We start from the raw sequence: 22,333 nt of genomic DNA, 5'->3' as shown, positions 1-22,333 counted from the left end.
TCATGGTGAAAGCTCCTCCAACTTTGGAAGAAATGTATAATGCGATCCTTCGTAATAGTCTCGCATCGTTTATTGAGAAGACCTATTATACAGTGGCAGCCAGCCAAGCCTATGTGCGAAACTGGCATATCCTGTTGATAGCCGATGCACTTGAGCGTTGTGAACGCGGTGAAATCAAGCGGCTGATTATTAATCTGCCTCCCCGTAGTCTCAAATCCGTCTGTGCTTCTGTCGCTTTTCCAGCTTGGTTGCTTGGCAGGGATCCCAGGCGACGCATCATATGTGTGAGTTATTCGGATGAATTGGCGGGCAAGCATGCACGCGACTGCCGATCTATGATTGAATCCTCCAGATATAAAAGGGTGTTTCCTTTTACCCGCCTCAATCCGCATAAGCGCAGTGAAGGAGAATTTGAGACCACTTGCGGCGGTTGCCGTATTTCTACTTCGGTGGGAGGAACGCTCACGGGGAGAGGAGGTTCCTTCATCATTATCGACGATCCATTAAAGCCACAGGATGCATTGTCTGATACTAGGCGTAACAATGTGAATCAGTGGTACAATAATACGCTTTTCAGCCGTTTGGATAACAAAGAAACTGGCTGTATCATTATCGTGATGCAGCGCATCCATTTGGACGATCTAGTGGGTTTTGTACAACAAAATGAAGAATGGACGGTACTGAACCTGCCCGCGATTGCCATCAATGACGAAGTGCATTGCCTATCCAATGGTGAAAAGCTGAAACGTGCCGCTGGAGTGGTCTTAAATCCCACCTTAGAATCTGCCGCGACGCTTGCAGGCATTAAGGCCAATATGGGGAGCTATAACTTCTCTGCACAATACCAGCAAGAGCCGGTCCCTGACAGCGGAAACATTATCAAGTGGGAGTGGTTTAGAACCTATGATGAGTTACCGGTCAGGCAATCGGGACGTGACCGGATTATTATGAGTTGCGATACTGCAATGAAAGCGCATGATGGCAGTGATTATTCTGCTTTCATTATTGCACGTGAGATAGATCGACGACTTTATATTCTAGACGTATTCCGTGATAAACTCGATTTCCCACAACTGAGACGAAAGATCCTAGAGTTGATGGGGGAATTCAACGTGCATACTCTTCTGATTGAAGATAAGGGATCTGGCACTGCTTTGATTCAGCAGCTCTATAGAGACGGTATTGGAGCTATTGCATATGAACCCAAAGGAGATAAGAAAGATCGGGCGGTAACACAGTCTGCTTACATTGAAGGTGGCCAAGTTCATATTCCTGAATATGCTTCATGGCTGGACGATTTTCGACAGGAGATAGTAGCGTTTCCTTATGGGCGCAATGACGATCAGGTAGATGCCCTCTCGCAGTTGATCGATTGGTTATGGGGAGATGGAGTTTCTATTTTTGATGTGCTCGATTAATATGTAAGTACCTGGAGTATAATTAATTCTACTGGACTTCCTCCGTAAAGGAAGCATTGCTGTCATTACGGGCCGACCTCCTGGCCCGGAATGCTGGCCTGGCCGTAATGCCGGGCTTTGGGTGGTACAAGCATCGGAATGATCCGGTGCATAAACCATGGAGGAATCATGAAACAGAACACTAAACCCAAAGCCACAGTAGCGACCAAGATAAAGTCCGTAGAATCTACGGTGGCGACTGCGCAAAAGAAAGCTGAAGTAAGTGAGATTGTACCAGCTAAAGCAGTAGTTAAGACAAAAACCAGGGCAACTGGACCTGCAAAGCCAACGCAGGACAACGTCAGCCGCCCAGGGTCCAAGCAAACCATCATCATCGATATGCTGAAAGCTCCGAAGGGAGCTACGGTCGCCGAGCTTGCTGAAGCCACTGGCTGGCAGAAGCACAGTGTGCAGGGGGCGATGTCCGGTGCATTAAAGAAAAAGCTTGGTCTTACCATCACTTCTGAGAAGGATGAAAAACGCGGCCGGGTCTACCGCATCACAGGTGAGAGGGCGTAATGCAGTATAGTACCCATATGCTGCGTGACTTGCGCCGGACTATCGGTCGGAACATCACCCGGTTGCGTACGGAGAAGTCGATGCCACAACCCGAGCTGGCCTGTCTCAGTAATGTTTCCAAGCGGCGGTTGAAACAGTATGAACTTGGCAAGCATAAGATTGACCTTGAAAGTATGTGCCGCATTGCTTGCATACTGGACGTTCATGTTAAGACGCTGCTGGATGATGGTGACATGGGCAGTTTATGAAGCGTCGGGTGCTGTATGATAAAGGGAGCCTTGCTGTAGAACTGGCAGGGCTTCCGCATCTGGAACGGTCAGAGCTTATTGAGCGTTGGAGAGCATTGTATAGCAATGTCCCTCCTAAAAATATCAGCCGTCAACTTATGGTAAAGGCGATCGCCTACAAGATGCAGGAAAGAGTTTATGGAGGACTGAAACCTGCAACGAAGAAGTTTCTTGCTAAAAGCTTGGAGGCTTTGAAGGCTGATAAGGTGAAACCAGCTATTCTTCCACCCGCGCTAATTAAACCCGGCACGCGCCTGATCCGGGAGTGGCATGGCAAGACCTATGAGGTGGAGGTGATTGCAGATGGTGTATTGTTCAATGGTAAGCGTTACCGTTCCTTGTCTGAAGTGGCTCGGATTATCACCGGAGTCAAGTGGTCGGGACCATTGTTCTTTGGGTTAAAGGGCAGGGGCGTATGAGCAAGCTTGCGGTTAAAAATTGTGCTATCTATACCCGTAAGTCCTCTGAAGAAGGGTTGGAACAGGACTTCAACTCCCTGCATGCGCAGCGGGAAGCTTGTGAAGCCTATATTAAAAGCCAGAAGCATGAAGGCTGGCAAGTTATCAAAACCCATTACGATGATGGTGGCTTTTCCGGAGGGAACATGGAGCGTCCCGCACTTCAGCAGCTTCTGCAGGACATATCGGAGGGTAAAATCGATATTGTCGTTGTTTATAAGGTCGACCGCCTGACCCGCTCGCTGGCGGATTTTGCGAAAATTATCGAAACCTTCGACAAGCGCAATGTTTCCTTTGTATCGGTGACCCAGCAGTTTAATACGACATCTTCCATGGGGCGTTTAACACTTAACGTCTTATTGTCCTTTGCCCAGTTTGAGCGTGAAGTCACCGGCGAGCGCATTCGGGATAAGATCGCGGCTTCGAAAAAGAAGGGGATGTGGATGGGAGGACTCGCTCCGCTTGGGTATGATGTGGTTCATAAAAAGCTGGTGATCAACCCACAAGAAGCGGAAACGATTCGGTATATATTTACCCGTTATCTGGAATTAGGATGTGTACGGATACTGCAGGAAGAGATCGCAGAAAAAGGCATCCGCTCCAAACCCAGAGAAAAGGGTAGGAAGTATGGCAAAAGCATTCTGTCGCGCGGTACTCTTTATAACATGTTGTCGAATCCGCTCTATATAGGACAGGTGCGGCATAAAGGCGTAACCTATCCCGGACAGCATGAAGCCATTATCGATTTAGCGCTCTGGGATCAGGTGCAAAATGTGCTGAATAATAATGCGGTTAAATCAGGATCTAATAGAAAGACAGAAGCCTCCTTGCTCATTGGAAAGCTATTCGATGAATCTGGTGAACTATTAACGCCCAGCCATGCTAATAAGAAAGGGAAGCGCTACCGGTATTATGTCTCGAAGCATCTTACGACAGGTATGTCGAATAACAATAAAGTAGGGTGGCGCTTGCCAGCACAGGAGATTGAACAGGCAGTGATGCGTGTGATAAAGAGCATACTTGCCGATAAAGCTGCCATTGCCAATGCCTTGATTGGCGCAGGTATTGAAGGTTCTCAGGTTTCGTCAGTATTGGAAGCCATTGGCAAATTAGAAAGCAATAATCATAACACATTGCTGCAGAGAGCTGAGCTACACCAGAGCGAGATTAGCGTTACGATACTGCTACCCGCCACGGCACAAAGACTTGTCACTATTATTCGTAGTGTTCCCATGCAGATGAAGCGTCGCGGTCACGAGATGAGGTTGGTCATTGGTGCAGAGCAATTTGCCACTAATCACGATCCTATCCTAATTAAGACAATTGCTCAGGCATATAGCTGGTTCAATCAACTGATTTCTGGTGAGGCAACATCCATTGCAGCAATTGCAAAGGAAAAAAATGTTAGCGAAGGCTATATCGGGAATATATTACCGCTGGCATTTTTAGCTCCTGATATTGTGGAAATCATTATTGCAGGTAAGCAGCCTACTGATCTTAGCGCCGATGCGCTGGTTAAGACAATCAAGCTTCCGGTTGCTTGGGAAGCGCAGCGTAATATCCTAGGACTGCACTAACAAAGCCCTACCGTTGAAATCGCGAACGGAGAGAATATACCGATATCTCAGTAAATCTGCGGAATTTATTATTTCTCCGGTAGGCTTTGAAAACCAAACCGCCCACACTGTGCCGCACACGAGGACGTCTCTCGTAACATTAAGACATATATAGTTTTATGGCGGAGGAGATGAGATTCGAACTCACGATAGGGCTTTACAACCCTATAACGGTTTAGCAAACCGCCGCCTTCAGCCACTCGGCCACCCCTCCGCAATGGTTTATTCCGGGGCAGTTCCGCAAGGGCGGGCTGCGCAGATTCCAGAAAACCAGACCCATGCTTTTAGCAGCCGTGGAATTATTGTCAACACGCTTGAATTAAGCTGGAAATGTGCAATAAACTCGGGCAGACCTTCAAAAGCGGTGAAACCATGGAAACTTCCTCTTCAAAACTCAAGCAATTATTCGTTGCCAGGAACGCGCAGCCGGACGACTGGAAAGAAACCATCCGCACAGTGGCGTTTGCCATTGTATTTGCACTGATTTTCCGCACGTTTGCTTATGAACCGTTCCATATTCCCTCCGGCTCCATGAAGAATACGCTGCTGATCGGGGACTATCTGTTTGTCTCCAAATTTTCCTACGGATACAGCCGGTTCTCGTTGCCTTATGTGATGAAGCTGCTGCCGATGCATGGCAGGCTGTTCGATTCGCATCCCAAGCGCGGGGATATCGTGGTGTTTCATCCGCCGGGCAATCCGCCGCTGGAAGACCAGTTTATCAAACGTGTGATCGGCCTGCCGGGCGACCGTATCCAGATGAAAGACAGCATTCTCTATATCAACGACAAACCGCTTCCCAAGGAATTTGTCGGCACCTGGACGGACAAGGACATTGTCAAAGAGAATGAGGAGGGTTCCGAGTTCAGGCAGAAGGAAGACCCTGAGCTTAACCGGTATAAGGAGACGATGCCCAACGGAGTCACTTATTATATCCTGAACAAAAAAGAGCAGGACAGGATGGAGAACACGGATGTGTATACGGTTCCGGACGGGCATTATTTCATGATGGGCGATAACCGCGACAATTCGCGCGACAGCCGCTATGGTTTTCCGGTAAGTTATGTGCCGGAAGAGAATATTGTCGGGCGTGCGGATATTATCCTGTTTTCCTGGTCGTGCGGGTTTATCTGTCCGCATCGCCTGTTCAAGCTGTTATAGGCGTACAATTGTAGTGCGGCGTGAATGAGCATTGAGACGATCATAGGCTATGAATTTGCCGACAAGCAGCTTCTGCTGGAGGCGCTGACGCATCCGGGCTGTGCGGAAGTACGCGGAAACCAGCCCTTTAATTACCAGCGGCTGGAATTCCTGGGCGATTCCGTGCTCGGGGTTGTGGTGGCGGAATTACTGTTTACGCTCTATCCGCAGGAAAATGAAGGCAATCTTGCCAAACGGCATGCCGCGCTTGTTCGCAGTGAATCGCTCGCAGGCGTGGCGCGCAAGCTCGGCATTGCGGACTATATCCGCATGTCGGTGGGCGGACGCGGGGGCGAAAAACGCGATAATAATTCGAATCTGGAGGATGTCTGCGAGGCGCTGATCGGAGCGCTTTACCTGGACGGAGGATTCGAAGTGGCGAGGGGGTTTATTCTCAACCATTGGAAAGATATAGCGAAATCCATGGGTGAGCCACCTAAGGATGCCAAAACCAGCCTGCAGGAATGGGCGCAAGGGCGGGGCTTGAAATTACCCGTATATACGGTTATTGAAGTCAGCGGCTCTTCCCATGCGCCCCAATTCACCGTCGAGGCGTCGGTGGAAAGCGGGGGCAGGGCGGTGGCCAAGGCTCCGGCGAAACGCCAGGCCGAACAACTTGCAGCCAAAGCGCTGCTGGAGAGATTGGAGAAGTGATGAGTCATATATTCGTGGTCGTAGCGCGGTTTTACGAAGACCTGGCGGACGAGCTGATACGCGGAGCAGAAGCTGCTTTGAAAAAAGCAGGCGCGACGCATGACGTGTTTGAAGTGCCGGGCGCGTTCGAGATTCCTTCTGCCATCAACATGGCGATTGCGAGCGGCCGTTACGATGGGTTTGTGGCGCTGGGCTGCGTGATACGCGGTGAAACCACGCATTACGATTATGTCTGCGGCGAAAGCGCGCGCGGGCTGAACCAGCTGGCGCTGGATTACCTTGCGCCGATAGGGTATGGAATATTGACGGTCGAGAACCCGGAACAGGCTTGGGTGCGCGCCGATGTTAAACAGGGAAATAAAGGCAAGGATGCTGTGGAAGCCTGTCTGCGCATGCTCGCCATTAAAAAGCAGATGAATCTCGATGAATGATAATAAACCCAAACCGCCGCCGCTTTCCCTGCGCAAGAAATCCAGTGCGCGTCTTGCAGCCGTGCAGTGCGTCTACCGGTTGGAGCTGAACCGCGAGCGCATCACGCCGCAGGAATTGTTCGACGACTATATGGCGCAGTGGCACGAAGACAAGGATTCCACCAACCGTGCGATGAGCTTCGAGGCGGAACCGGACAAACCGCTTTTCCTGCGCATTATTTCCGGCGTGATTGAGAAATCCGATGAGATTGGCCAGTTCATCCGCAGTTCACTGAATGATAAGTGGAAGCTTGAGCGCATGAGCCCGCTGCTGATTGCGATCATTGCCTGCGCGGTTTATGAAATCCGTCATTTATCATCCAAACCGGTGATTGCCGTGAATGAGTATGTGACGCTCACGGGGCGTTTCTTCGATCTGCCGGAAGTCGGATTCGTTAACGGAATCCTGGATAAGCTGGCTAAAGAGCAAAAGACGACTTAAAAATCTACTATGCCGCGCTACGAATAACTATCTTCTGGTCTTCCGCTGCTCACGTACTTTGATGTACGCTCCGCTGCGGTTACCAGAAGATAATCATTCTCGCTGCGGCCTAGCGATTTTTGAGCCATCTTTAACTATCGCTATGGCGCAAAAAGCACAAGCTGTCGCAATTATATGCGGCATATTGAGGTTGCGTTGACTTTGCAATTATAGATTGTAATTATCGACCTGCAATAGCATAAACTATTCGGAGGCAGGTCATGGCTTTTCAGAAACGTATTTATTTCGATTCCTCCGATGAGGTGCCTTCGCTGCCGGGTGAGGATATGCTGAGCGATATTTTTAGCGAAAAGCTCACTGAGAACATCAAAATACCCGTGCAGGGTATGATGGTGCAGAGTTTTATGGCACCGCAGATGCCGACTCCTGCTCCCAAGGCTCCCAAACCAAAGAAATCTAAAAGCGGCGGTGATAATTACGATGCGATCGATAAGATCGCGCGGTTGATTCCGGGTGAAATACTGGGAGCGTATGGTGCGGCGCTCAATACTATTCCACTGTTTCCGGAACAATGGAGAAATCTGGTCGCAGCGGCCTGTTATGTGCTTGGGATTATAGGGACGGGCTATTGGTATGGCTGGTGCATGGGGGACGAGTTTAAAAAGCAAAGGCATCTTATGGTTTATATGAGTGCGTTTGCGATCTGGGCTTATTCGCTCACGGGAAAGACCGTTTTACCCTGGATATTCCAGCCGGGATTTGCCGCGTTGCTGCCCATTATTGCGAGTGTGATTTTTGTGAAGATCCCGCTGCCCAAAGAGCCTAAGAAGAAATCCTAGTTGTCCTTGGCTGCGCGTTCGAGCTTGGCCAACTCCACAGCAGCACGCAGTTCAATATCCTGAATAATGGATTCAAGGCGCGGGTCGTTCGTGAACTGGTGTTTGATCCGTGTGAGGTCATTGAGGCGGTTCAAAAGATTGCCGGAGACCTTGCCGGTGAGCAAATCAAGCCTGAGCTTGTCGAGCGTTTCAATGATGTTGCTGCCTTCCTGCATGGCCTGGCGGCGCGCAACTTCATTGTCCGGCATTTCCTGTAGCGAGAGCAGAGCATCCATGGAAACAGATTGGACATCGGAAGTGGGCTGCGATGCGGAAGCGCTCTCTGTTTCACCCGTCGAAAGCAGGCCAAGGAAATCGCCTCCGCCGACAGAAGAGGTTCCTTTCTTCTTACCGGTGGCCCCTGTTTTGCCTACGGGTGAATATTCGCCGATTTTCATCGTGCCTCATTCCAATTTGATACGCTTGATTATACTATATCTAGCTTAATATGCTACTATATAATACCACAGATAGCCAAGCGGAAGTTATCATTCTGCCAGTCCTGCATGGCGCAGCAAAGCCTGCTTGTCTGGATTATATTCCTCTTCTTCCCAGTATTCTTCAAGCCTTTTCAGCAGCGCGCCCATATTTTTTCCCGGCGTGATGCCACGGCGGATCAAATCGTCTCCTGTCAGCGGGAACGCCGGCGGCTGCCAGCTTGCCGCGAGTGCGATTGTGTGCGTGCCTTGTGCTTCGTCTTCACCTTCTGCCATGGTCATAAGTTGCTGCAGGATGAATAACTCCTTACCTGTCGCTCGAATATGTTTCTTTATATTATTGCCAGGGGGCGAGTTCGTCGCCCCCTTCGCTTCGCTTACCCCCTCTGAAGAGGTCGTCGCTGCGCTCCTCCGCGTATCCTTGTCAGGTTTTATCCTTTCATAACGACACAGATCCGCGAGCAGATATTGCTCTGCATTGGAGAGTTTCCAGCGTGTGCGGATCCAGTCTGCTTGTTGCAATACGTCACCTCCCGCACTGCGCAGAAGCAGCGCAAGCGCGAGAATGGGGTTGTGAGGCTGCTGTGTTTTTTCCAGCAACTGCGGAAGCCTGCTCAATGCCTGCACCGAAACAGGAGCGGGAAGGACATAACGCAATACGCCGTGCTCCTGCATCAGGGTAATGACGCTGGCGCTATTGGGTGATACAAGCAGTTTCAGCATTTCCTGCCGGATGCGTTCGCCGGAAAGCCTGTCTATCATTTCTGCAAGTTCTTGGCAGGCGGTTAGTGCTTCGCTGTCGGCAGGCAGCTTGCCATACCAGGCAAAGAAGCGGAAGAAGCGTAAAATACGCAGTGCGTCTTCACGGATGCGTTCGGCCGCATTGCCGATGAAGCGCACATGACCTTCCATTGCATCCTGCACGCCGCCGAAATAGTCGCTGATTTCACCTTCCATGTCGCAGTAAAGCGCGTTCATGGTAAAGTCGCGCCGCATAGCGTCTTCGCACCAATCTTCCGTATAAGCGACGATGGCGCGCCTGCCGTCGGTCGTCACGTCGCGCCTGAGTGTCGTGACTTCAAAATGGTGTTTGCCGGTGACCACTGTAATCGTTCCGTGGTCGATGCCGGTGGGAAAGACCTTCATGCCGGCTTCGGTAAGCAGTTCCATCACTTCCTGCGGGGGGAGGGGGGTGGCTACGTCCACATCCTTCGCGTCAATGCCGAGCAGGCAGTCGCGCACGGCTCCGCCGACAAAACGCATGCGCTCACTGCCCAGCGCCCGGGCCAAAGCCTGCGTTTCTTCCCACAAAAGCCATTGCGAATTGGATAATTTCATTCCATTTAACTAAATTTTAATCTAAAAGAGCTACACTCTCCCTAGAAATACATATGTATAACAGCTTTATGCGCAATGATAGGGTGTTTTAAACATGTTCGGTAAAAAGCCAACCGGTGCCGGTACAGCGTCCTCCACGCAGCCGGTTAACAAGAATCCTGCCGCCGCGATGCCGCAGCGCCCGTCTATGGCGCCTGCGCCTACGCCCTCGGCGCGCCCTGCCGCGCCTTCCGCTTCGGAGAGGCCAGCAGCACCTGCGCCTGAACCCAGAAAGGCGACGGTTTATGAGAATACGCCGACGATTTCGTTTATCGACTCGAACCTTCTGACGGCGGACTTTATCCGTGCGAAGGAAATCCTGATTGAAAACGTGCTCGAGCAGGTGAATTTCGAGGCGCTGGAAAAGATTCCGAAGGAAAGCCGCAAGGCGCGTGTGGGTGAAATGGCGGAAACGCTCATCAGCCAGATCAGTATTCCGCTGACTTCCGCGCAAGGGGTGCTGCTCAAGGAAGACCTGCTGAACGAGTTGCTGGGGCTTGGGCCGCTGGAATTGCTGATATCCGATCCGGATGTTTCGGATATCATGATCAATACGCATAAGCAGATCTATATTGAAAAATCCGGTAAGATCCTGTTGTCGGATCTTGTATTCACGAGCGAGAAGCATTTGCTGACGACGATCCAGAAGATCGTTTCGGCGGTGGGCAGGCGTATCGATGAAACGAGCCCGATGGTGGACGCACGTATGGCGGACGGCTCGCGTTTCAACGCGATCATCCCGCCGCTTGCACTGGACGGGGCGCTGGTCTCCATCCGTAAGTTCAAAAAGAATAAGATGCCGCTGACGCAATATGTCGATTACGGTTCAATGACGCCGGAAATGTGCCGGTTCCTCGAAATCTGCGGTCATATCCGTCTCAATATCATGATCTCCGGCGGTACGGGTTCGGGTAAAACGACGTTGCTGAACGCGCTTTCCGGTCATATCGATCCGGGTGAACGCGTGGTGACAATTGAAGACGCGGCGGAACTCATGTTGCACCAGCCGCACGTGCTGCGTCTGGAAACCAGGCCTGCCAATACGGAAGGGGCAGGGGAAATCAGCCAGCGCCAACTTGTACGCAACGCGCTGCGTATGCGTCCCGACCGCATTATCCTCGGCGAAATTCGCGGTGATGAAGTGATCGACGTATTGTCGGCAATGAATACGGGCCATGACGGTTCGATGGCAACCATCCACTCCAACAATCCGCGCGATTGCCTTGGCCGTGTGGAAAACCTGCTGGCCATGTCCGGTGTGCAGATTCCGATCCTCGCAATGCGTCAGCAGATTTCGAGCGCGATCAACCTGATTGTTCAGGTTGCCCGTATGCGCGACGGCGGAAGGCGTGTCACCCATATCGAGGAAGTGATCGGCATGGAAGGTGAAACCATTATCACGCAGACCTTGTTCGGTTATCAGCCGGGGAATATGAATGCTGAGGGTAAGCTCACGGGTAAATTCTTCTGCAGCGGTATCCGTCCGCGCTTTCTGCCGAGGGCACAGTATTTCAACCTCGATAAAGAACTTGTGGAGTGCATGGGTATCGGCACCGGGGCTATGGGCTAAAAGTTACCAAGGCCGGATTTAAAAGCATAAAAAACGCGCTGTATGTCTATACAGCGCGTTTGTTTTTAAGCGGTGCTTTTACGCTGCGAGCGATTTGCTCAGGCGTTCAGCTGATTCGAGGATATGGTCGTTCACGGGTTCGGAAGCTTCGCTTGCGAACTGGAACAGCATGTCGGCCATGCGGGCGGCCTGGCTGAAATAGTTGTTGATGTTCGTGCTGATCCACTGGTTCGTGATTTCCAGCGCATCATTAATGTTGCGGCAACCCAGCGCTTCATTGAAAATGTCGAGATTGTCAGCGAAGTTGTTGTTGGCATATTTGATCAGTTCCGCATTTGCCGTGCGGGAAATGTCATTTACGATGTTGTTAACTTCCACTGCTACGTCAACGCTTTCACGGCTGAGCGTGATGCAGTCGTTCATCGTGCGGGTCAGGGCATCCAGCGCGCGGGTGACAACTTCCGTGCCTTCGCGGTTCAGTGCGAACATGCGGGCATGGGCTTTCTGGGCTTCTTCGGCGTTGTTCGAGAAGAATTCCTTGATCGTATCCGCATTCCTGTTAGCAACGGATTTGGCCGCATTCTGGGTGCTTTCCAGAGCAGACATAGCTGGCTTAGCAGGTTTTTCGGGGGCTTTGGCCGGTGCGTGGTGTGCAGCAACCTGTGCCGGTTTAGCGGGAGCGTGATGAGCGGTTTGTGCGGGTTTGGCAGGGGTATGCGCGCTTTTGGCGACGATTTTAGGCGCCGCATGCGCAGTATGGGTCGGTTTTTTGGGGGCTTGTGACATGGCGCGTGATCCTTTATGAATGAGTGGGGCGTCCTGCAATCGGCGCTTTAAAATAAAAAAATCCAAGCTATATCTAGAGGCTTTCCAGCCTTTTGTCAATTATTACGAGTGTCCGCGGAAGCTGCCGTCCAATGAAGAAACCGTTAAAGCGCCTGTTTAAAACTGCAGCCTTCCATACGTTCGTCTGCTGGCTTATCGCCTGTTATATCCGGCTGGTGTACTACTCGAGCCGTCGCAGAATGACAATCGATCCGGCGGCGCAGATCTATATGAACGGCGAGCTGCCTGCTATTTTTGCCTTCTGGCATGGACGGCTGCTGCTGATGCCGATGATCTGCCCGCCCGGACGCAAAATGAACGTGATGATCTCCACGCATGGCGACGGTGAAGTGATTGCGCGGGCGATGCATAATTTCGGGTTCGAGACGGTGCGCGGTTCTTCGCGCCGTGGCGGCTCTTCGGCGGCGCTCAATGCCGTGAAGGCTTTGCAGGCGGGCGAAAATGTTTCCATTACACCGGACGGGCCGCGTGGACCTGCCATGAAAGTGCAGCAGGGAAGCACCAGCATTTCCGGCATGGCGCAGGTGCCGGTGATTCCTGTGACGTACAGTGCCTCGCGCAATAAGCGCATGCGCAGTTGGGATAGTTTCATGCTCGCACTGCCGTTCGGGCGCATTTGTTATAAAATCGGCGCACCGCTTTTCGATGCTTCACCGGAAGCGTTGGAAAAAGATATGGTGCGTCTTACGGAAGAAGTGGATCAGGAAGTATGAGCGGATTTGGTTTTACGGTACGCAGCAAAGAAGGGCTTGCGCGCACCGGTACGGTGACGACAGCGCATGGCGAGATACGTACGCCTGCTTTCATGCCGGTGGGAACGGCAGGCACGGTGAAGGGTATGCTGCCGCAATCCGTGCGTGCGACAGGGGCGGATATTCTGCTGGGGAATACTTATCATCTCATGCTGCGCCCGACGGCGGAACTGGTGGCGAAGATGGGAGGCTTGCATAAATTCATGAACTGGTCGCGCCCGATTCTCACAGATTCCGGCGGTTTCCAGGTTATGTCACTTTCCAAATTGCGTAAGATTACGGAGGAAGGTGTCGTGTTCCAGTCACATATCGACGGCAGCAGCCATAACCTCACGCCGGAGCGTGCGATGGAAATCCAGCGCTTGCTGGACAGCGACATTACGATGGTGCTCGATGAATGCACGCCCTATCCGGCGACGGAAGCGGAGGCGGAAAAATCCATGCGGCTTTCCATGCGCTGGGCGCAACGTTGCAGGGATGCGTTTGTGAAACGCGAGGGGTATGGATTATTCGGTATTGTGCAGGGCAGTGTCTATCCGCACCTGCGCAAAGAATCAGCCCAGGCATTGCAGCAGATCGGATTCGATGGTTATGCCGTCGGCGGGCTTGCGGTGGGTGAGGGGCAGGAGTTGATGTTCTCGGTGCTTGATTATACCGTGCCGGAACTGCCGCAGGACAGGCCGCGCTACCTGATGGGTGTCGGCAAGCCTTCGGATATTGTGGGGGCGGTCGCGCGCGGTGTGGATATGTTCGACTGCGTGATCCCTACGCGTTCGGGGCGTTTCGGCCGGGCTTATGTGGAAGGTGGTGAGCTTAATATCAAGAATGCCTGCCATGCGGAAGATGCGCGTCCCGTACAGGAAGGCTGCACCTGCGAATGCTGCACACATTACAGCCGCGCTTATGTTCACCACCTGTTCAAGGCGGATGAAATGCTGGGGCCGATTCTGCTGACCTGGCACAATATTCATTATTACCAGAGCCTTATGCAACGCATACGCGATGCGATCGATGGCGGGACGTTCACGGCATTCGCGGCGGAGTTTATGAAAGTTCAGAAAGAAGAGGCGTCAGAATAAGATCGTGTGGCGCAGGCCCCCCGTCCGCAGCCGGAGCATGCGGTCGGGGAGCCCTTGCCTGTGTTGCAGGTCAGGCCGAGATGGCCGGGGCGTGGTCCGCCAGGAACGCGAGCCACGAAGCGATGCCGAAGCCTCTGCGGTTTTGCCAGTCCTCGAACAGGACCATTCCAGCTTCAGCCTCGAACGGCCCCTCCCGGAAGGCGAGCGTGACCGGCTCGGTGAGCACGATGTACTCGATCGGCTCGTCGTTCGCGATCAGTTCGCAGCCGTCCATGCGTCCTTGGTTTCCGAACAGCGCCTCGTAGTAGAGGCGGCTGAGGAAGACCACCGTCTCGCCATCGCTCAGGAGGTAGCCGTCCCTGACCGCCCGGTGTGCGATCTCGCCGACCATGTACTCCTCGTGCGCGGCGATTCGCTGCACCGTGATCGTGCCGATCTCCTGTCGCGGGATCGTGCTCGGCTCGATACGGTAGGGCAGGTACTCATCGTCGGCTTCGTCCTGGGTAGTCACACGCGACACCTCAGGGCTCACGACGTACCAGCCCGGTTCTTCGACGGTCTGCGTGGCCAGCGGCTGGCGGCCGACATAGACCGTTTCACCGGCCTGAACGTGCCAGATGGTGATGACGGGTACGGCAGTGCGTCTGTCCTCCGCGGCCTCGAAGAAGTCGCGGGGGGAAATGGGGGCCATATGCCCACCAACCCTTCGTTAAGAGACTCCTGCACAGGAAGCCCAGCAACACTAAAGCCCTGCTTGCCGCTCGATGGCGTGGGCTGAAATCGGAAAACCGATGAGTGTGAGCTGGAAAATCCAGGCAGTCGTCTTAATATTAATACGGTAAGAGCGACAAGACCTTTCCATGTTATCATATCTAATTGGTTGTATAAAATGAATTATTTGTGAATAAGATGGAATGCTAAGTTCTATTGCCAGCAAGCTTAATGTGATCGATGCCAGAGATTTCAGGGCATTGCGGTGGAAACTTGTAGAAGTGTGGAACGCAGACTATGAAGAATATTGATAATATGTCGTATTATCAGTATACTGGTGGTTCACTCCTTGAGTATGGATGCGTGCGTTCATACCCACAGGATACAGTCTCGCGAATACGCAAGGCTTCGGACAGCGGTGCAGGAGACTGTGCTGCTTATAGAGGGAGGAGGTGAAATTATGCCGACTCCAGAAGAACTCAATAAGATGGGCAAAGCAGCCATCGAAGCTGTTGACCAGGGTACGCATGACCATCGTGATGTAGTCAAGGCGATGACTGATGTCTGGACTGCTGTTCTGACAGGTCAAGTGCCCGTGGAACCGTCTTCTGAGGACGAAACTGGTGGCGAGTCTTCGCCTTCCTCATAACCTGATCATATCTACCTTCACGGGGAGGTGATATAGAAGAAATCTCCGGGAAAGCCCGTTCTCTTCCGGAGATTTCTTCAGGTGATTTTTTCTTATGTTTCTATCTTTCCGGGCCGTCTCGTTCACGTAGTACACTGGCTCGAGGGGTGCCTACCTGCGTGCCGGGGGTGCGGAAACGTTCGGGGATTGCAAGCAGAGCCTTTTCACGGTCAGCATTATTGCGTAGCACGGCGACTCTGGCAAGTTCTTCGCTGATAATCTGCAACCCTTCCATGCCTGTGTAATGCAGCATGGCGTTGACGATCTGTTCGGCCTGTGCGTCCGTTTCGACATTCTCCATGTCTTTGAGTTTCGTGGTCTGGCCATTCCCAAGGTTGATATCCAGGTTATAGAGTTCCTGCATGCCTTCCCGGCCGGCATAGCCGTATACGACACCTGCTGTAGGCGATTTGTCTATTTCCAATTTGCTGACCGCGCCTTTGCCACGTCCTTTTGCCAGGGCATTATAAATAAGTTTTTCTTCTTCATTTAAATGTGATGCGGTTTCTTCCGGCCATTGTTCCCAGATATTACCATGCACGAAATCCAGTACGCGGACCGGATCTTCTTTAGGCTTGCGTACTAGTTTTTCCAGTGCGGCCACGACGGCGACGCCCACTTTCTTGGCTTCAAAATATTCGGCGGCGAGCCTTGTATTGGTGCGGACGCGTTCAACTGCGGCGTCGTATTCTACTTTTGCCGGATAATGCGAATTTTCAATGACATCACCTTTTGCATCTCGTTCAAGATAGAAATGCGGCACGTTCTCCGGTTGAACGAAGAATTCTGGGTCCTGCATCTGTTTGTACAGATAGGGGGCGGAACGCGATACGCTCGCAAGACGAAAAAGGTCCTGTATGGTTGCGTCTTCTTCCTGGCTGGGATGAAGATCCGTGATTTCTTCTGCTTTCAGCAGCACTGCACCCTGAGCAATATCGGTAAAATCTGAGCCTTCTTTCTGAGGAATACCGCCGAAAAAGTCGTGTACGTCGTCATTTGCGGTCTGGACGGCGAGCAGCATTGCCTTATTAATCTCCAGCCAGTCCATCTCTATGGGCGGGTTGGCTTCGCGGCAGGCTTTGTGCATTCTTTTTGCCAACTGTCCCATATAGCCATCAGGGCGGCCAGATTCGGTTGCAGACTGGAACGGGTAGGTGGCGGCGATACAGGCGACGACGGAAAGGATGGTTTTTTCGTCGATGCCGTGCTGCTTTAGTACCTTTGCGGTTGCCATGGCACTGTGTTTTTCCAGAAGCTTTGCAGCTACGACTGCGCTATCGAATTCGTTGCCGCCTTTGAGCGTAGAGATTTTGCTGTCGTTAACGTCGAATATCTCGGCGATTATTCTGGTTAGCCGGTTTGCCTGTCCGTCTTCTGTCAGGCGTGTATTAAATATGGTTTTACCGGACTTCTCATCGATTTCCGGCGAGGCGGTCAGATCGTTTCCGATAACCCTTTGCAGAATCAACGGCCACGCGAATTCCGGATCAGCTGCACCGTCTATCTGCTTGTAAGCGCAATCGTGCAGGAAGCCTGCAATACGCAATATAGCCCGGGCTTTTTTTAATACATTTTCTGCTTCCGTTTTACGCGGCTCCTCAATTGCTCCGGCGGCTAAACCGGTGAAGAGTGTTTCTGCGTCTGGTCGGGAGAGGCTGAACGATGTGGCCAGCAGCCGGATTTGCAATTCATCTGGCACGTCACCTTTGCCCATATCATCCAGATGATGGATGTCATGATACTGGCGCCGGTCTCCGTTATATGGAAAATTAATGACGTCAACTTCGGTCTGAGTAACCCTGCTTTGTTCATCGCTGGCGCCGAGATCTTTCAGCACACCGGAAAGTTCACCAGTCGATAGTTGATTGTCTGTCATGGTCTCTTAAAATGAAGTTGGCAGTTCAGGTGGGAATAGTCAGAAGGGATCAGTCTTTCTTATATTCGCCGTCGCTCAGCCAGGAGCGGTAGTTTTCGGGCTTGCCGAAATAATACCCCTGCAGCAGGTTGACGCCCATATCCATGAGCATCTTTGCCGTTTCGCCTTTCTCGATATATTCGGCAACCGAGACAAGGCCGAAGCCGTGCGTGAAATCCAGCAGCGTTTTGACGAAGAAGTGGTTGTCCTGATTTTCGGTGATGTCCTTGATAAATGCGCCGTCGATCTTGACCATGTCGACATCAAGCGCCTTGAGCTGACGGAAGGAAGTGTAGCCGGAGCCGAAATCGTCCAGCGCAACCTTGCAGCCCTGCGCCTGCAGGGAGGCGACGAAATAAGCGGTACTGCGCAGATCATGCTGCGCGGCAGTTTCCGTGATTTCCACGATCATGCGGCGTGCGACATCCGGGTATTCGCGCAGTACGCTGGTAGCATATTTAAGCCACTGATGATTGTTGGTGGTCATGTTGGAGACGTTAAACGCCAGCGTAACGTTGGACGATGTGGCAAGTTCCTTTACCACCATGTCGAACACCATCTGGTCGATCATGTCGATAAGTCCCATGCGTTCCGCAATCGGGATCAGCGAACCGGCGGAGCTGATCTTGCCGTCTTTACTGATGACGCGCAGCAATGCTTCGTAATGCGAAATGCCGCCGTTCTTCGTGTCGATCACGGGCTGATAGGCGAGGCGCAGGCGGTTATCCGCAATGGCGCGGCGCAGGTAATTGGCCAGCCCCATCTGCTGGCGGTTCTGCATGTTTTCCTCGCGCATGTCATCATACGTACAATAGGCATTGCCGTAGGTGTTGCGCAGTGCAATGTAAGCGCGGTCGAGTGCGGAGGTGGCGTTGTCATCGCCTTCGGGTAGGGTGGTGCTGCCGATCGAGCAGGTCACATGCAGCGCACCGATAGGTGAAGAGGCGCCGTAATCCTGAATCACATGGGCGATCAGTTTGGCATGATTATGCATACCTTCCTTGTTGCAGCTATGCATAATTACGCCGATCTGGTCGAATCCGATGCGGTCCACAATGCCGGAAGACGCTGTACATTCGGTGATCGCATTGCAGATATGATGCATGACCTTCTCTGCATCCTCATGGCCGTAAGTGCCGATAATCATGGCAAGGTTATTAATGGAAATGATTAACAGCGAACCTGTGTGACTTTCCTGCTTTGCATACATGACCGCGTGATTGAGCGATTCAACGAAGTGCGGAGGGTAATCATAATCCCTGACCGAGTGATCCGGTCTGCTTTCATCACGTGCCAATGTATTATATCCCGTTGCGGTTGTTGTTGCGAAGCCCTTGGACGAGCGGGGAGTAAGGCTGTGTGGGGCTGCGCCGGGGGTAAACAGATGCCGGTAAGGTTCGTATTGATCCGGCACTGTATTGCCCGTAATATGCTGTTTCCCCGAAAACATATAGCTCACATCCCACAAATTATATATAGTACGTGCAATTTACATGAATATTTTTACAGTATGCCTCAAAATGGTAAATAAAGTTTAAAGAAAATCTTTCCTTTGCAGAAATTATTTTAGATTATTTACCAAATTTGAGTCTAATTATGAGAAAATTTTAGAATCTATCAGGTATAAAGCCATGAAAAAAGAAACACTTGTAACAACTATCGGTAGAAATCCCGAAGCGCACGAGGGAGTTGTTAATCCTCCGGTTTACCGCGCCTCTACGATTCTTTTTCCGACCGTGGCGGATTACGAAGAGTCCGAACGCAGCAACGGCGTGCAGCCGCTGGTCTATGCGCGCTCCGGCACTCCGGCAACGCGCGCGCTTGAGGAAGCGCTGGCGCAACTGGACGAAGCCGATCATGCGATTGTGACTTCTTCCGGTCAGTCGGCCATCCTGGTGGCTATTACGGCATTTCTCTCCAGTGGCGACCATCTGCTCGTGACGGATAACGTATACGGTTCCATGCGTAAGATGTGCAAGCAGGAAATCAGCCGTTTCGGAATTGAAATCACGTTTTTCGACCCGCTTGTGGAAGACATCAGGCCGCTGCTGCGCCCAAATACCAAGATGGTGTATTGCGAAGCGCCCGGTTCACAGACGTTCGAGGTGCAGGATATTCCGGCCATCGTCAAAGCCGCGCATGCGCATGGTGCCATCGTGGTGGCGGATAACACCTGGGCGACTCCACTCTTTAATAATATGTCGCGTCACGGGGTGGATATTTCGATCCAGTCCTGCACGAAATATATCAGCGGCCATTCCGATCTTGTGATGGGGCTGATCACCTGCTCGAAACAATATTTTCCTGCCCTGCGCCGTGCCTACCGCAATTACGGCGCGTGTCCGGGTTCCGAAGAAATCTATCTCGCACAGCGCGGCCTTCGCACGCTGGCTACGCGCCTGAAGCAGCATCAGGAAACGGGGCTCAAGCTTGCGCAGTGGTTCAAGCAGCGCCCGGAAACCGTGCGCGTGCTGCATCCAGCGCTGCCCGAATGCCCGGGGCATGAGATATGGAAGCGCGATTTCACCGGCGCGAGCGGCCTGTTCGGCGTGCTGCTGAAACCTTATCCGCATGAAGCGCTGGCGCGCATGCTCGATCATATGAAGCTTTTCGGCATGGGTTTCAGCTGGGGTGGGTATGAAAGCCTTATGATTCCGTTCAAGCCTGAGCGCACCGTCACGCAGTGGAAGCATGACGGTATCTGCCTGCGCGTGCATGCGGGGCTTGAGGCACCGGAAGATCTGATTGCCGATCTGGAAGCCGGGTTCGCGAGGCTCAATGGCTGAACCGAAGAAGGCTCTGTGCCTGACGGGATGGCAACAAGAGCGGGAAGCATTGGCTGGGATCGTCCCGGCGGATGCACAGCATTTCGATTATGCCGCGTATAGCGATGCGGAAACATTATTCGCAGCGTTGCCGCGTGAGCCTGATGTTGCCATCGGCTGGTCGCTCGGCGGGCAATTGCTGGCGCGTGCTGTTTCGAATGGTTACATACGGCCCGGCCTTTTGATTTTATTAGCGGCGCCATTTCAGTTTATAGATGAGGGAACAGGTTCGTCTATCGAACAGTTCAATACTATTCGTGAACACTATGTTTCCCATCCATCGCAGATGCTGGCGCAGTTCCAGGCGCTGGTTGCGCTGGGGGATAACCGTCAGTCGCAAATAGCGCGCAGCTTGCTGCGCACAAAAACTCTCTGGGAGAATGGTTTGTACTGGCTGGATGAACTGGCGAGGGGCAGCTGCAAAGACATGCATTTCCGCCGGTTTCCGCATACGGTGATTGTATATGGGGAGAACGATAAGGTGATTCCTCCGGCGCAGGCCGCATTATTCGCGCAGCATCTGCCGGGGGCGGAGATGATCATGCTGCCCGGTTGCGGGCATGCGCCGCACCTGCATGATTCTGTATTTTTAAAAGATCTGATCGACAGCCGTGTTTGATATAAAGCGCATACAGCAGGATTTCTCAAAAGCGGCAGCGCAATATGATGAATATGCGCATCTGCAGCAGCATGTCTTGCGTCGTCTTGTGGAGTGGGCGGCGCCGCTTGTCCCGGCGGATGCGCTGGTGCTCGATGCCGGGTGCGGTACAGGGCAATGCGCCAAACTGCTGGAGGGGCGGCGGTTCGTTCAGCTTGATCTTTCCCCCGCCATGTGCGCCATAGCCCGGCGCAACGGCCATAGCGCTGTTACCGGCACCATAGCGGCGCTGCCTTTTGCGGATGGCAGTTTCGATGCGGTTATCTCCTCGCTGGCGTTGCAATGGTTGCCGGACTGGCGGGGTGCTATGCAGGAATTGAAGAGGGTTGTGAAGCCAGGGGGTGTTGTGGCTGTCAGTACGTTTGGTGCCGCGACGCTGCATGAATTGCGCGAAAGCTTTGCTGCCATAGATGGCGATGCGCATGTTTCTCCCTTTGCCGATGCGCAAGGGTGGCAGAAGGAAATCGTGACCGAGCATTTTGCCGATATGGGCGCGCTCATGCGGGCGCTCAAAGCCATCGGTGCGGCGAATAAGCTTGCCGGACGACGCAAAGGGCTTACTACACGCCGCAGGCTGCAGCAGGTGGAGGCAGTGTATCGCGAAAGGTTCGTGGACAAGAACGGCTTGCGGGTGACATGGGAAATATTGTATTGGATAGAGTCATGCCGATAGCCTATTTCAAGGACGGGTTTCAAGATGAAAGCGCATGCCATGTGGGATTGCGCGACCGTTCTTTTCGCTTTGGCGACGGGCTTTTTGAAACCATGCTTGTGGCGGAAGGAAAGATTTTCGATCTACCCGCACATATTGAGCGATTGAAGCACGGTCTTGAATCCCTGCATATAGCTCTCGATCTGAATGAATTGCCTGCCATTTGCGTGGAAACGCTCCGGCGCAACGAGCTGCAAGGGGGGTATCTTCGCGTTGTCGTCTCCCGTGGGGAGGACAGGGAAGGTGCTTCGGGCTACTTGCCGGATGGCTGTACACCCTATCTCATCGTGCTGGTGATTCCCCGGCCTTATCCTTCTTTTGCACCGCTCAAGCTATGGCAGTCTTCGTATTATGCTTGCGCTCAGGTTCCTGCCAAAACCAATAACGGCATTCTTTATAGTCTGGCGCTTCTGGAAGCGCGTGCGCAGGCTTGCGATAATGCGTTGCTGCTGGACGGGCAGGGACGTATCTGTGAAACGGCTTCCGGTTCGATTTTCTGGGTAAAGGATGAAACGCTTTATACCCCAGCGCCTGATTTGCCACTGGTGCCGGGGACTATGCGCCACAGGGTCATGACTTTATGGCCCGGAAGGGTGGAAGAGGGCCATTTTTTACTTGACGCCCTGCGCGATTGTGATGAAGTTTTTATGACAAATAGTGGTGTGGTTCTGGCTCCGATTGTGGCAATCGAGCCACTGGGTGTCAGATTTGATGTGGGTAAGCAGACGAAATATCTTCGCAAACGGCTTGACGAAGAAATTCAAAGAAAATAAACCCTTGAT

General features: G+C 52.5%; 24 protein-coding genes and 1 tRNA gene. 18 read left to right on the top strand and 7 right to left on the bottom strand.

The window, feature by feature from the left end; translation table 11 throughout:
* The first annotated feature begins 2 nt into the window (after positions 1–2).
* The 5 genes from terL to VFT64_12185 all read left to right on the top strand — a co-directional run bounded on the left by terL (position 3) and on the right by VFT64_12185 (position 4,298).
* Positions 3–1,418, top strand: coding sequence for a phage terminase large subunit (gene terL / locus VFT64_12205; protein HEU5048592.1), 1,416 nt, complete (start codon positions 3–5; stop codon positions 1,416–1,418).
* Between the two features lie 168 nt (positions 1,419–1,586).
* Positions 1,587–1,976 carry a DUF3489 domain-containing protein gene (locus VFT64_12200; protein ID HEU5048591.1) on the top strand — a complete coding sequence of 130 codons (390 nt, stop codon included), beginning with the start codon at positions 1,587–1,589 and terminating at the stop codon, positions 1,974–1,976.
* Positions 1,976–2,224, top strand: coding sequence for a helix-turn-helix transcriptional regulator (locus VFT64_12195; GenBank protein HEU5048590.1), 249 nt, complete (start codon positions 1,976–1,978; stop codon positions 2,222–2,224). Before VFT64_12200 ends, VFT64_12195 begins: the two co-directional genes overlap by 1 nt.
* Entirely contained in the window at positions 2,221–2,682 is a 462-nt protein-coding gene (locus VFT64_12190) for a DUF2924 domain-containing protein (protein HEU5048589.1), read from the top strand. The genes VFT64_12195 and VFT64_12190 overlap by 4 nt, the downstream gene beginning before the upstream one ends.
* A complete protein-coding gene (locus VFT64_12185) occupies positions 2,679–4,298 on the top strand; it encodes a recombinase family protein (protein HEU5048588.1) in 1,620 nt (539 codons plus the stop codon). Before VFT64_12190 ends, VFT64_12185 begins: the two co-directional genes overlap by 4 nt.
* Positions 4,299–4,457: 159 nt before the next feature.
* On the opposite strand, the gene VFT64_12180 is transcribed toward VFT64_12185, so the two are convergent.
* Positions 4,458–4,551: transfer RNA gene (locus tag VFT64_12180), tRNA-Ser, on the bottom strand.
* Positions 4,552–4,667: 116 nt separating this feature from the next.
* Between VFT64_12180 and lepB the strand changes: the two genes are divergently transcribed.
* From lepB to VFT64_12155, 5 genes are all read left to right on the top strand, one after another.
* Positions 4,668–5,498 (top strand): signal peptidase I, encoded by an 831-nt coding sequence (gene lepB / locus VFT64_12175; GenBank protein ID HEU5048587.1) that lies wholly within the window; start codon positions 4,668–4,670, stop codon positions 5,496–5,498.
* Positions 5,499–5,522: 24 nt separating this feature from the next.
* Entirely contained in the window at positions 5,523–6,191 is a 669-nt protein-coding gene (gene rnc, locus VFT64_12170) for a ribonuclease III (protein HEU5048586.1), read from the top strand.
* Positions 6,191–6,622 (top strand): 6,7-dimethyl-8-ribityllumazine synthase, encoded by a 432-nt coding sequence (locus tag VFT64_12165; protein HEU5048585.1) that lies wholly within the window; start codon positions 6,191–6,193, stop codon positions 6,620–6,622. Before rnc ends, VFT64_12165 begins: the two co-directional genes overlap by 1 nt.
* Positions 6,615–7,103 (top strand): transcription antitermination factor NusB, encoded by a 489-nt coding sequence (gene nusB / locus VFT64_12160; GenBank protein HEU5048584.1) that lies wholly within the window; start codon positions 6,615–6,617, stop codon positions 7,101–7,103. Before VFT64_12165 ends, nusB begins: the two co-directional genes overlap by 8 nt.
* A 260-nt stretch (positions 7,104–7,363) precedes the next feature.
* The gene (locus tag VFT64_12155) at positions 7,364–7,942 is read left to right on the top strand and encodes a hypothetical protein (GenBank protein ID HEU5048583.1); all 579 of its coding nucleotides are present in this window, start codon (positions 7,364–7,366) and stop codon (positions 7,940–7,942) included.
* On the opposite strand, the gene VFT64_12150 is transcribed toward VFT64_12155, so the two are convergent.
* The gene (locus VFT64_12150; GenBank protein HEU5048582.1) at positions 7,939–8,379 is read right to left on the bottom strand and encodes a flagellar assembly protein FliX; all 441 of its coding nucleotides are present in this window, start codon (positions 8,377–8,379) and stop codon (positions 7,939–7,941) included. The genes VFT64_12155 and VFT64_12150 overlap by 4 nt on opposite strands.
* A gap of 90 nt (positions 8,380–8,469) precedes the next feature.
* Positions 8,470–9,756: a CCA tRNA nucleotidyltransferase gene (locus tag VFT64_12145; GenBank protein ID HEU5048581.1), complete on the bottom strand. Its 1,287-nt coding sequence runs from the start codon at positions 9,754–9,756 to the stop codon at positions 8,470–8,472.
* Positions 9,757–9,850: 94 nt separating this feature from the next.
* On the opposite strand from VFT64_12145, the gene VFT64_12140 reads away from it, so the two are divergent.
* On the top strand, positions 9,851–11,365 hold the full coding sequence (locus VFT64_12140) for an ATPase, T2SS/T4P/T4SS family (protein ID HEU5048580.1): 1,515 nt from the start codon (positions 9,851–9,853) through the stop codon (positions 11,363–11,365).
* 78 nt (positions 11,366–11,443) lie between these two features.
* Here the strand turns inward: VFT64_12140 and VFT64_12135 are convergent, their stop codons facing one another.
* Positions 11,444–12,151: a phasin family protein gene (locus VFT64_12135; protein ID HEU5048579.1), complete on the bottom strand. Its 708-nt coding sequence runs from the start codon at positions 12,149–12,151 to the stop codon at positions 11,444–11,446.
* Between the two features lie 131 nt (positions 12,152–12,282).
* Here VFT64_12135 and VFT64_12130 point away from each other — a divergent pair, with 131 nt between their 5' ends.
* Entirely contained in the window at positions 12,283–12,924 is a 642-nt protein-coding gene (locus tag VFT64_12130) for a lysophospholipid acyltransferase family protein (protein ID HEU5048578.1), read from the top strand.
* Positions 12,921–14,042 carry a tRNA guanosine(34) transglycosylase Tgt gene (gene tgt, locus VFT64_12125; protein ID HEU5048577.1) on the top strand — a complete coding sequence of 374 codons (1,122 nt, stop codon included), beginning with the start codon at positions 12,921–12,923 and terminating at the stop codon, positions 14,040–14,042. Before VFT64_12130 ends, tgt begins: the two co-directional genes overlap by 4 nt.
* 70 nt (positions 14,043–14,112) lie before the next feature.
* On the opposite strand, the gene VFT64_12120 is transcribed toward tgt, so the two are convergent.
* Positions 14,113–14,733 (bottom strand): hypothetical protein, encoded by a 621-nt coding sequence (locus tag VFT64_12120; GenBank protein ID HEU5048576.1) that lies wholly within the window; start codon positions 14,731–14,733, stop codon positions 14,113–14,115.
* A gap of 480 nt (positions 14,734–15,213) precedes the next feature.
* On the opposite strand from VFT64_12120, the gene VFT64_12115 reads away from it, so the two are divergent.
* The gene (locus VFT64_12115) at positions 15,214–15,402 is read left to right on the top strand and encodes a hypothetical protein (GenBank protein ID HEU5048575.1); all 189 of its coding nucleotides are present in this window, start codon (positions 15,214–15,216) and stop codon (positions 15,400–15,402) included.
* Between the two features lie 100 nt (positions 15,403–15,502).
* Here the strand turns inward: VFT64_12115 and VFT64_12110 are convergent, their stop codons facing one another.
* Positions 15,503–17,317: a hypothetical protein gene (locus tag VFT64_12110; protein HEU5048574.1), complete on the bottom strand. Its 1,815-nt coding sequence runs from the start codon at positions 17,315–17,317 to the stop codon at positions 15,503–15,505.
* Positions 17,318–17,366: 49 nt separating this feature from the next.
* A complete protein-coding gene (locus VFT64_12105) occupies positions 17,367–18,806 on the bottom strand; it encodes a bifunctional diguanylate cyclase/phosphodiesterase (protein ID HEU5048573.1) in 1,440 nt (479 codons plus the stop codon).
* 181 nt (positions 18,807–18,987) lie between these two features.
* Between VFT64_12105 and metC the strand changes: the two genes are divergently transcribed.
* From metC to VFT64_12085, 4 genes are read left to right on the top strand one after another with little or no spacing between them, the layout of a single operon-like run.
* A complete protein-coding gene (metC, locus tag VFT64_12100) occupies positions 18,988–20,142 on the top strand; it encodes a cystathionine beta-lyase (GenBank protein HEU5048572.1) in 1,155 nt (384 codons plus the stop codon).
* Positions 20,135–20,800 (top strand): alpha/beta fold hydrolase, encoded by a 666-nt coding sequence (locus tag VFT64_12095; GenBank protein ID HEU5048571.1) that lies wholly within the window; start codon positions 20,135–20,137, stop codon positions 20,798–20,800. The genes metC and VFT64_12095 overlap by 8 nt, the downstream gene beginning before the upstream one ends.
* Positions 20,793–21,512 carry a methyltransferase domain-containing protein gene (locus tag VFT64_12090; protein ID HEU5048570.1) on the top strand — a complete coding sequence of 240 codons (720 nt, stop codon included), beginning with the start codon at positions 20,793–20,795 and terminating at the stop codon, positions 21,510–21,512. Before VFT64_12095 ends, VFT64_12090 begins: the two co-directional genes overlap by 8 nt.
* Positions 21,503–22,324, top strand: a complete 822-nt coding sequence (locus VFT64_12085) for an aminotransferase class IV (GenBank protein HEU5048569.1) — start codon at positions 21,503–21,505, stop codon at positions 22,322–22,324. The genes VFT64_12090 and VFT64_12085 overlap by 10 nt, the downstream gene beginning before the upstream one ends.
* Positions 22,325–22,333 lie beyond the last annotated feature (9 nt).

Source organism: Rickettsiales bacterium, from assembly GCA_035765535.1.
In the GTDB taxonomy this organism is placed as follows: domain Bacteria; phylum Pseudomonadota; class Alphaproteobacteria; order Rickettsiales; family JABCZZ01; genus JABCZZ01.
Note: the sequence above shows the minus strand (reverse complement) of the source record. Positions and strands in the feature narration are given on the sequence as shown.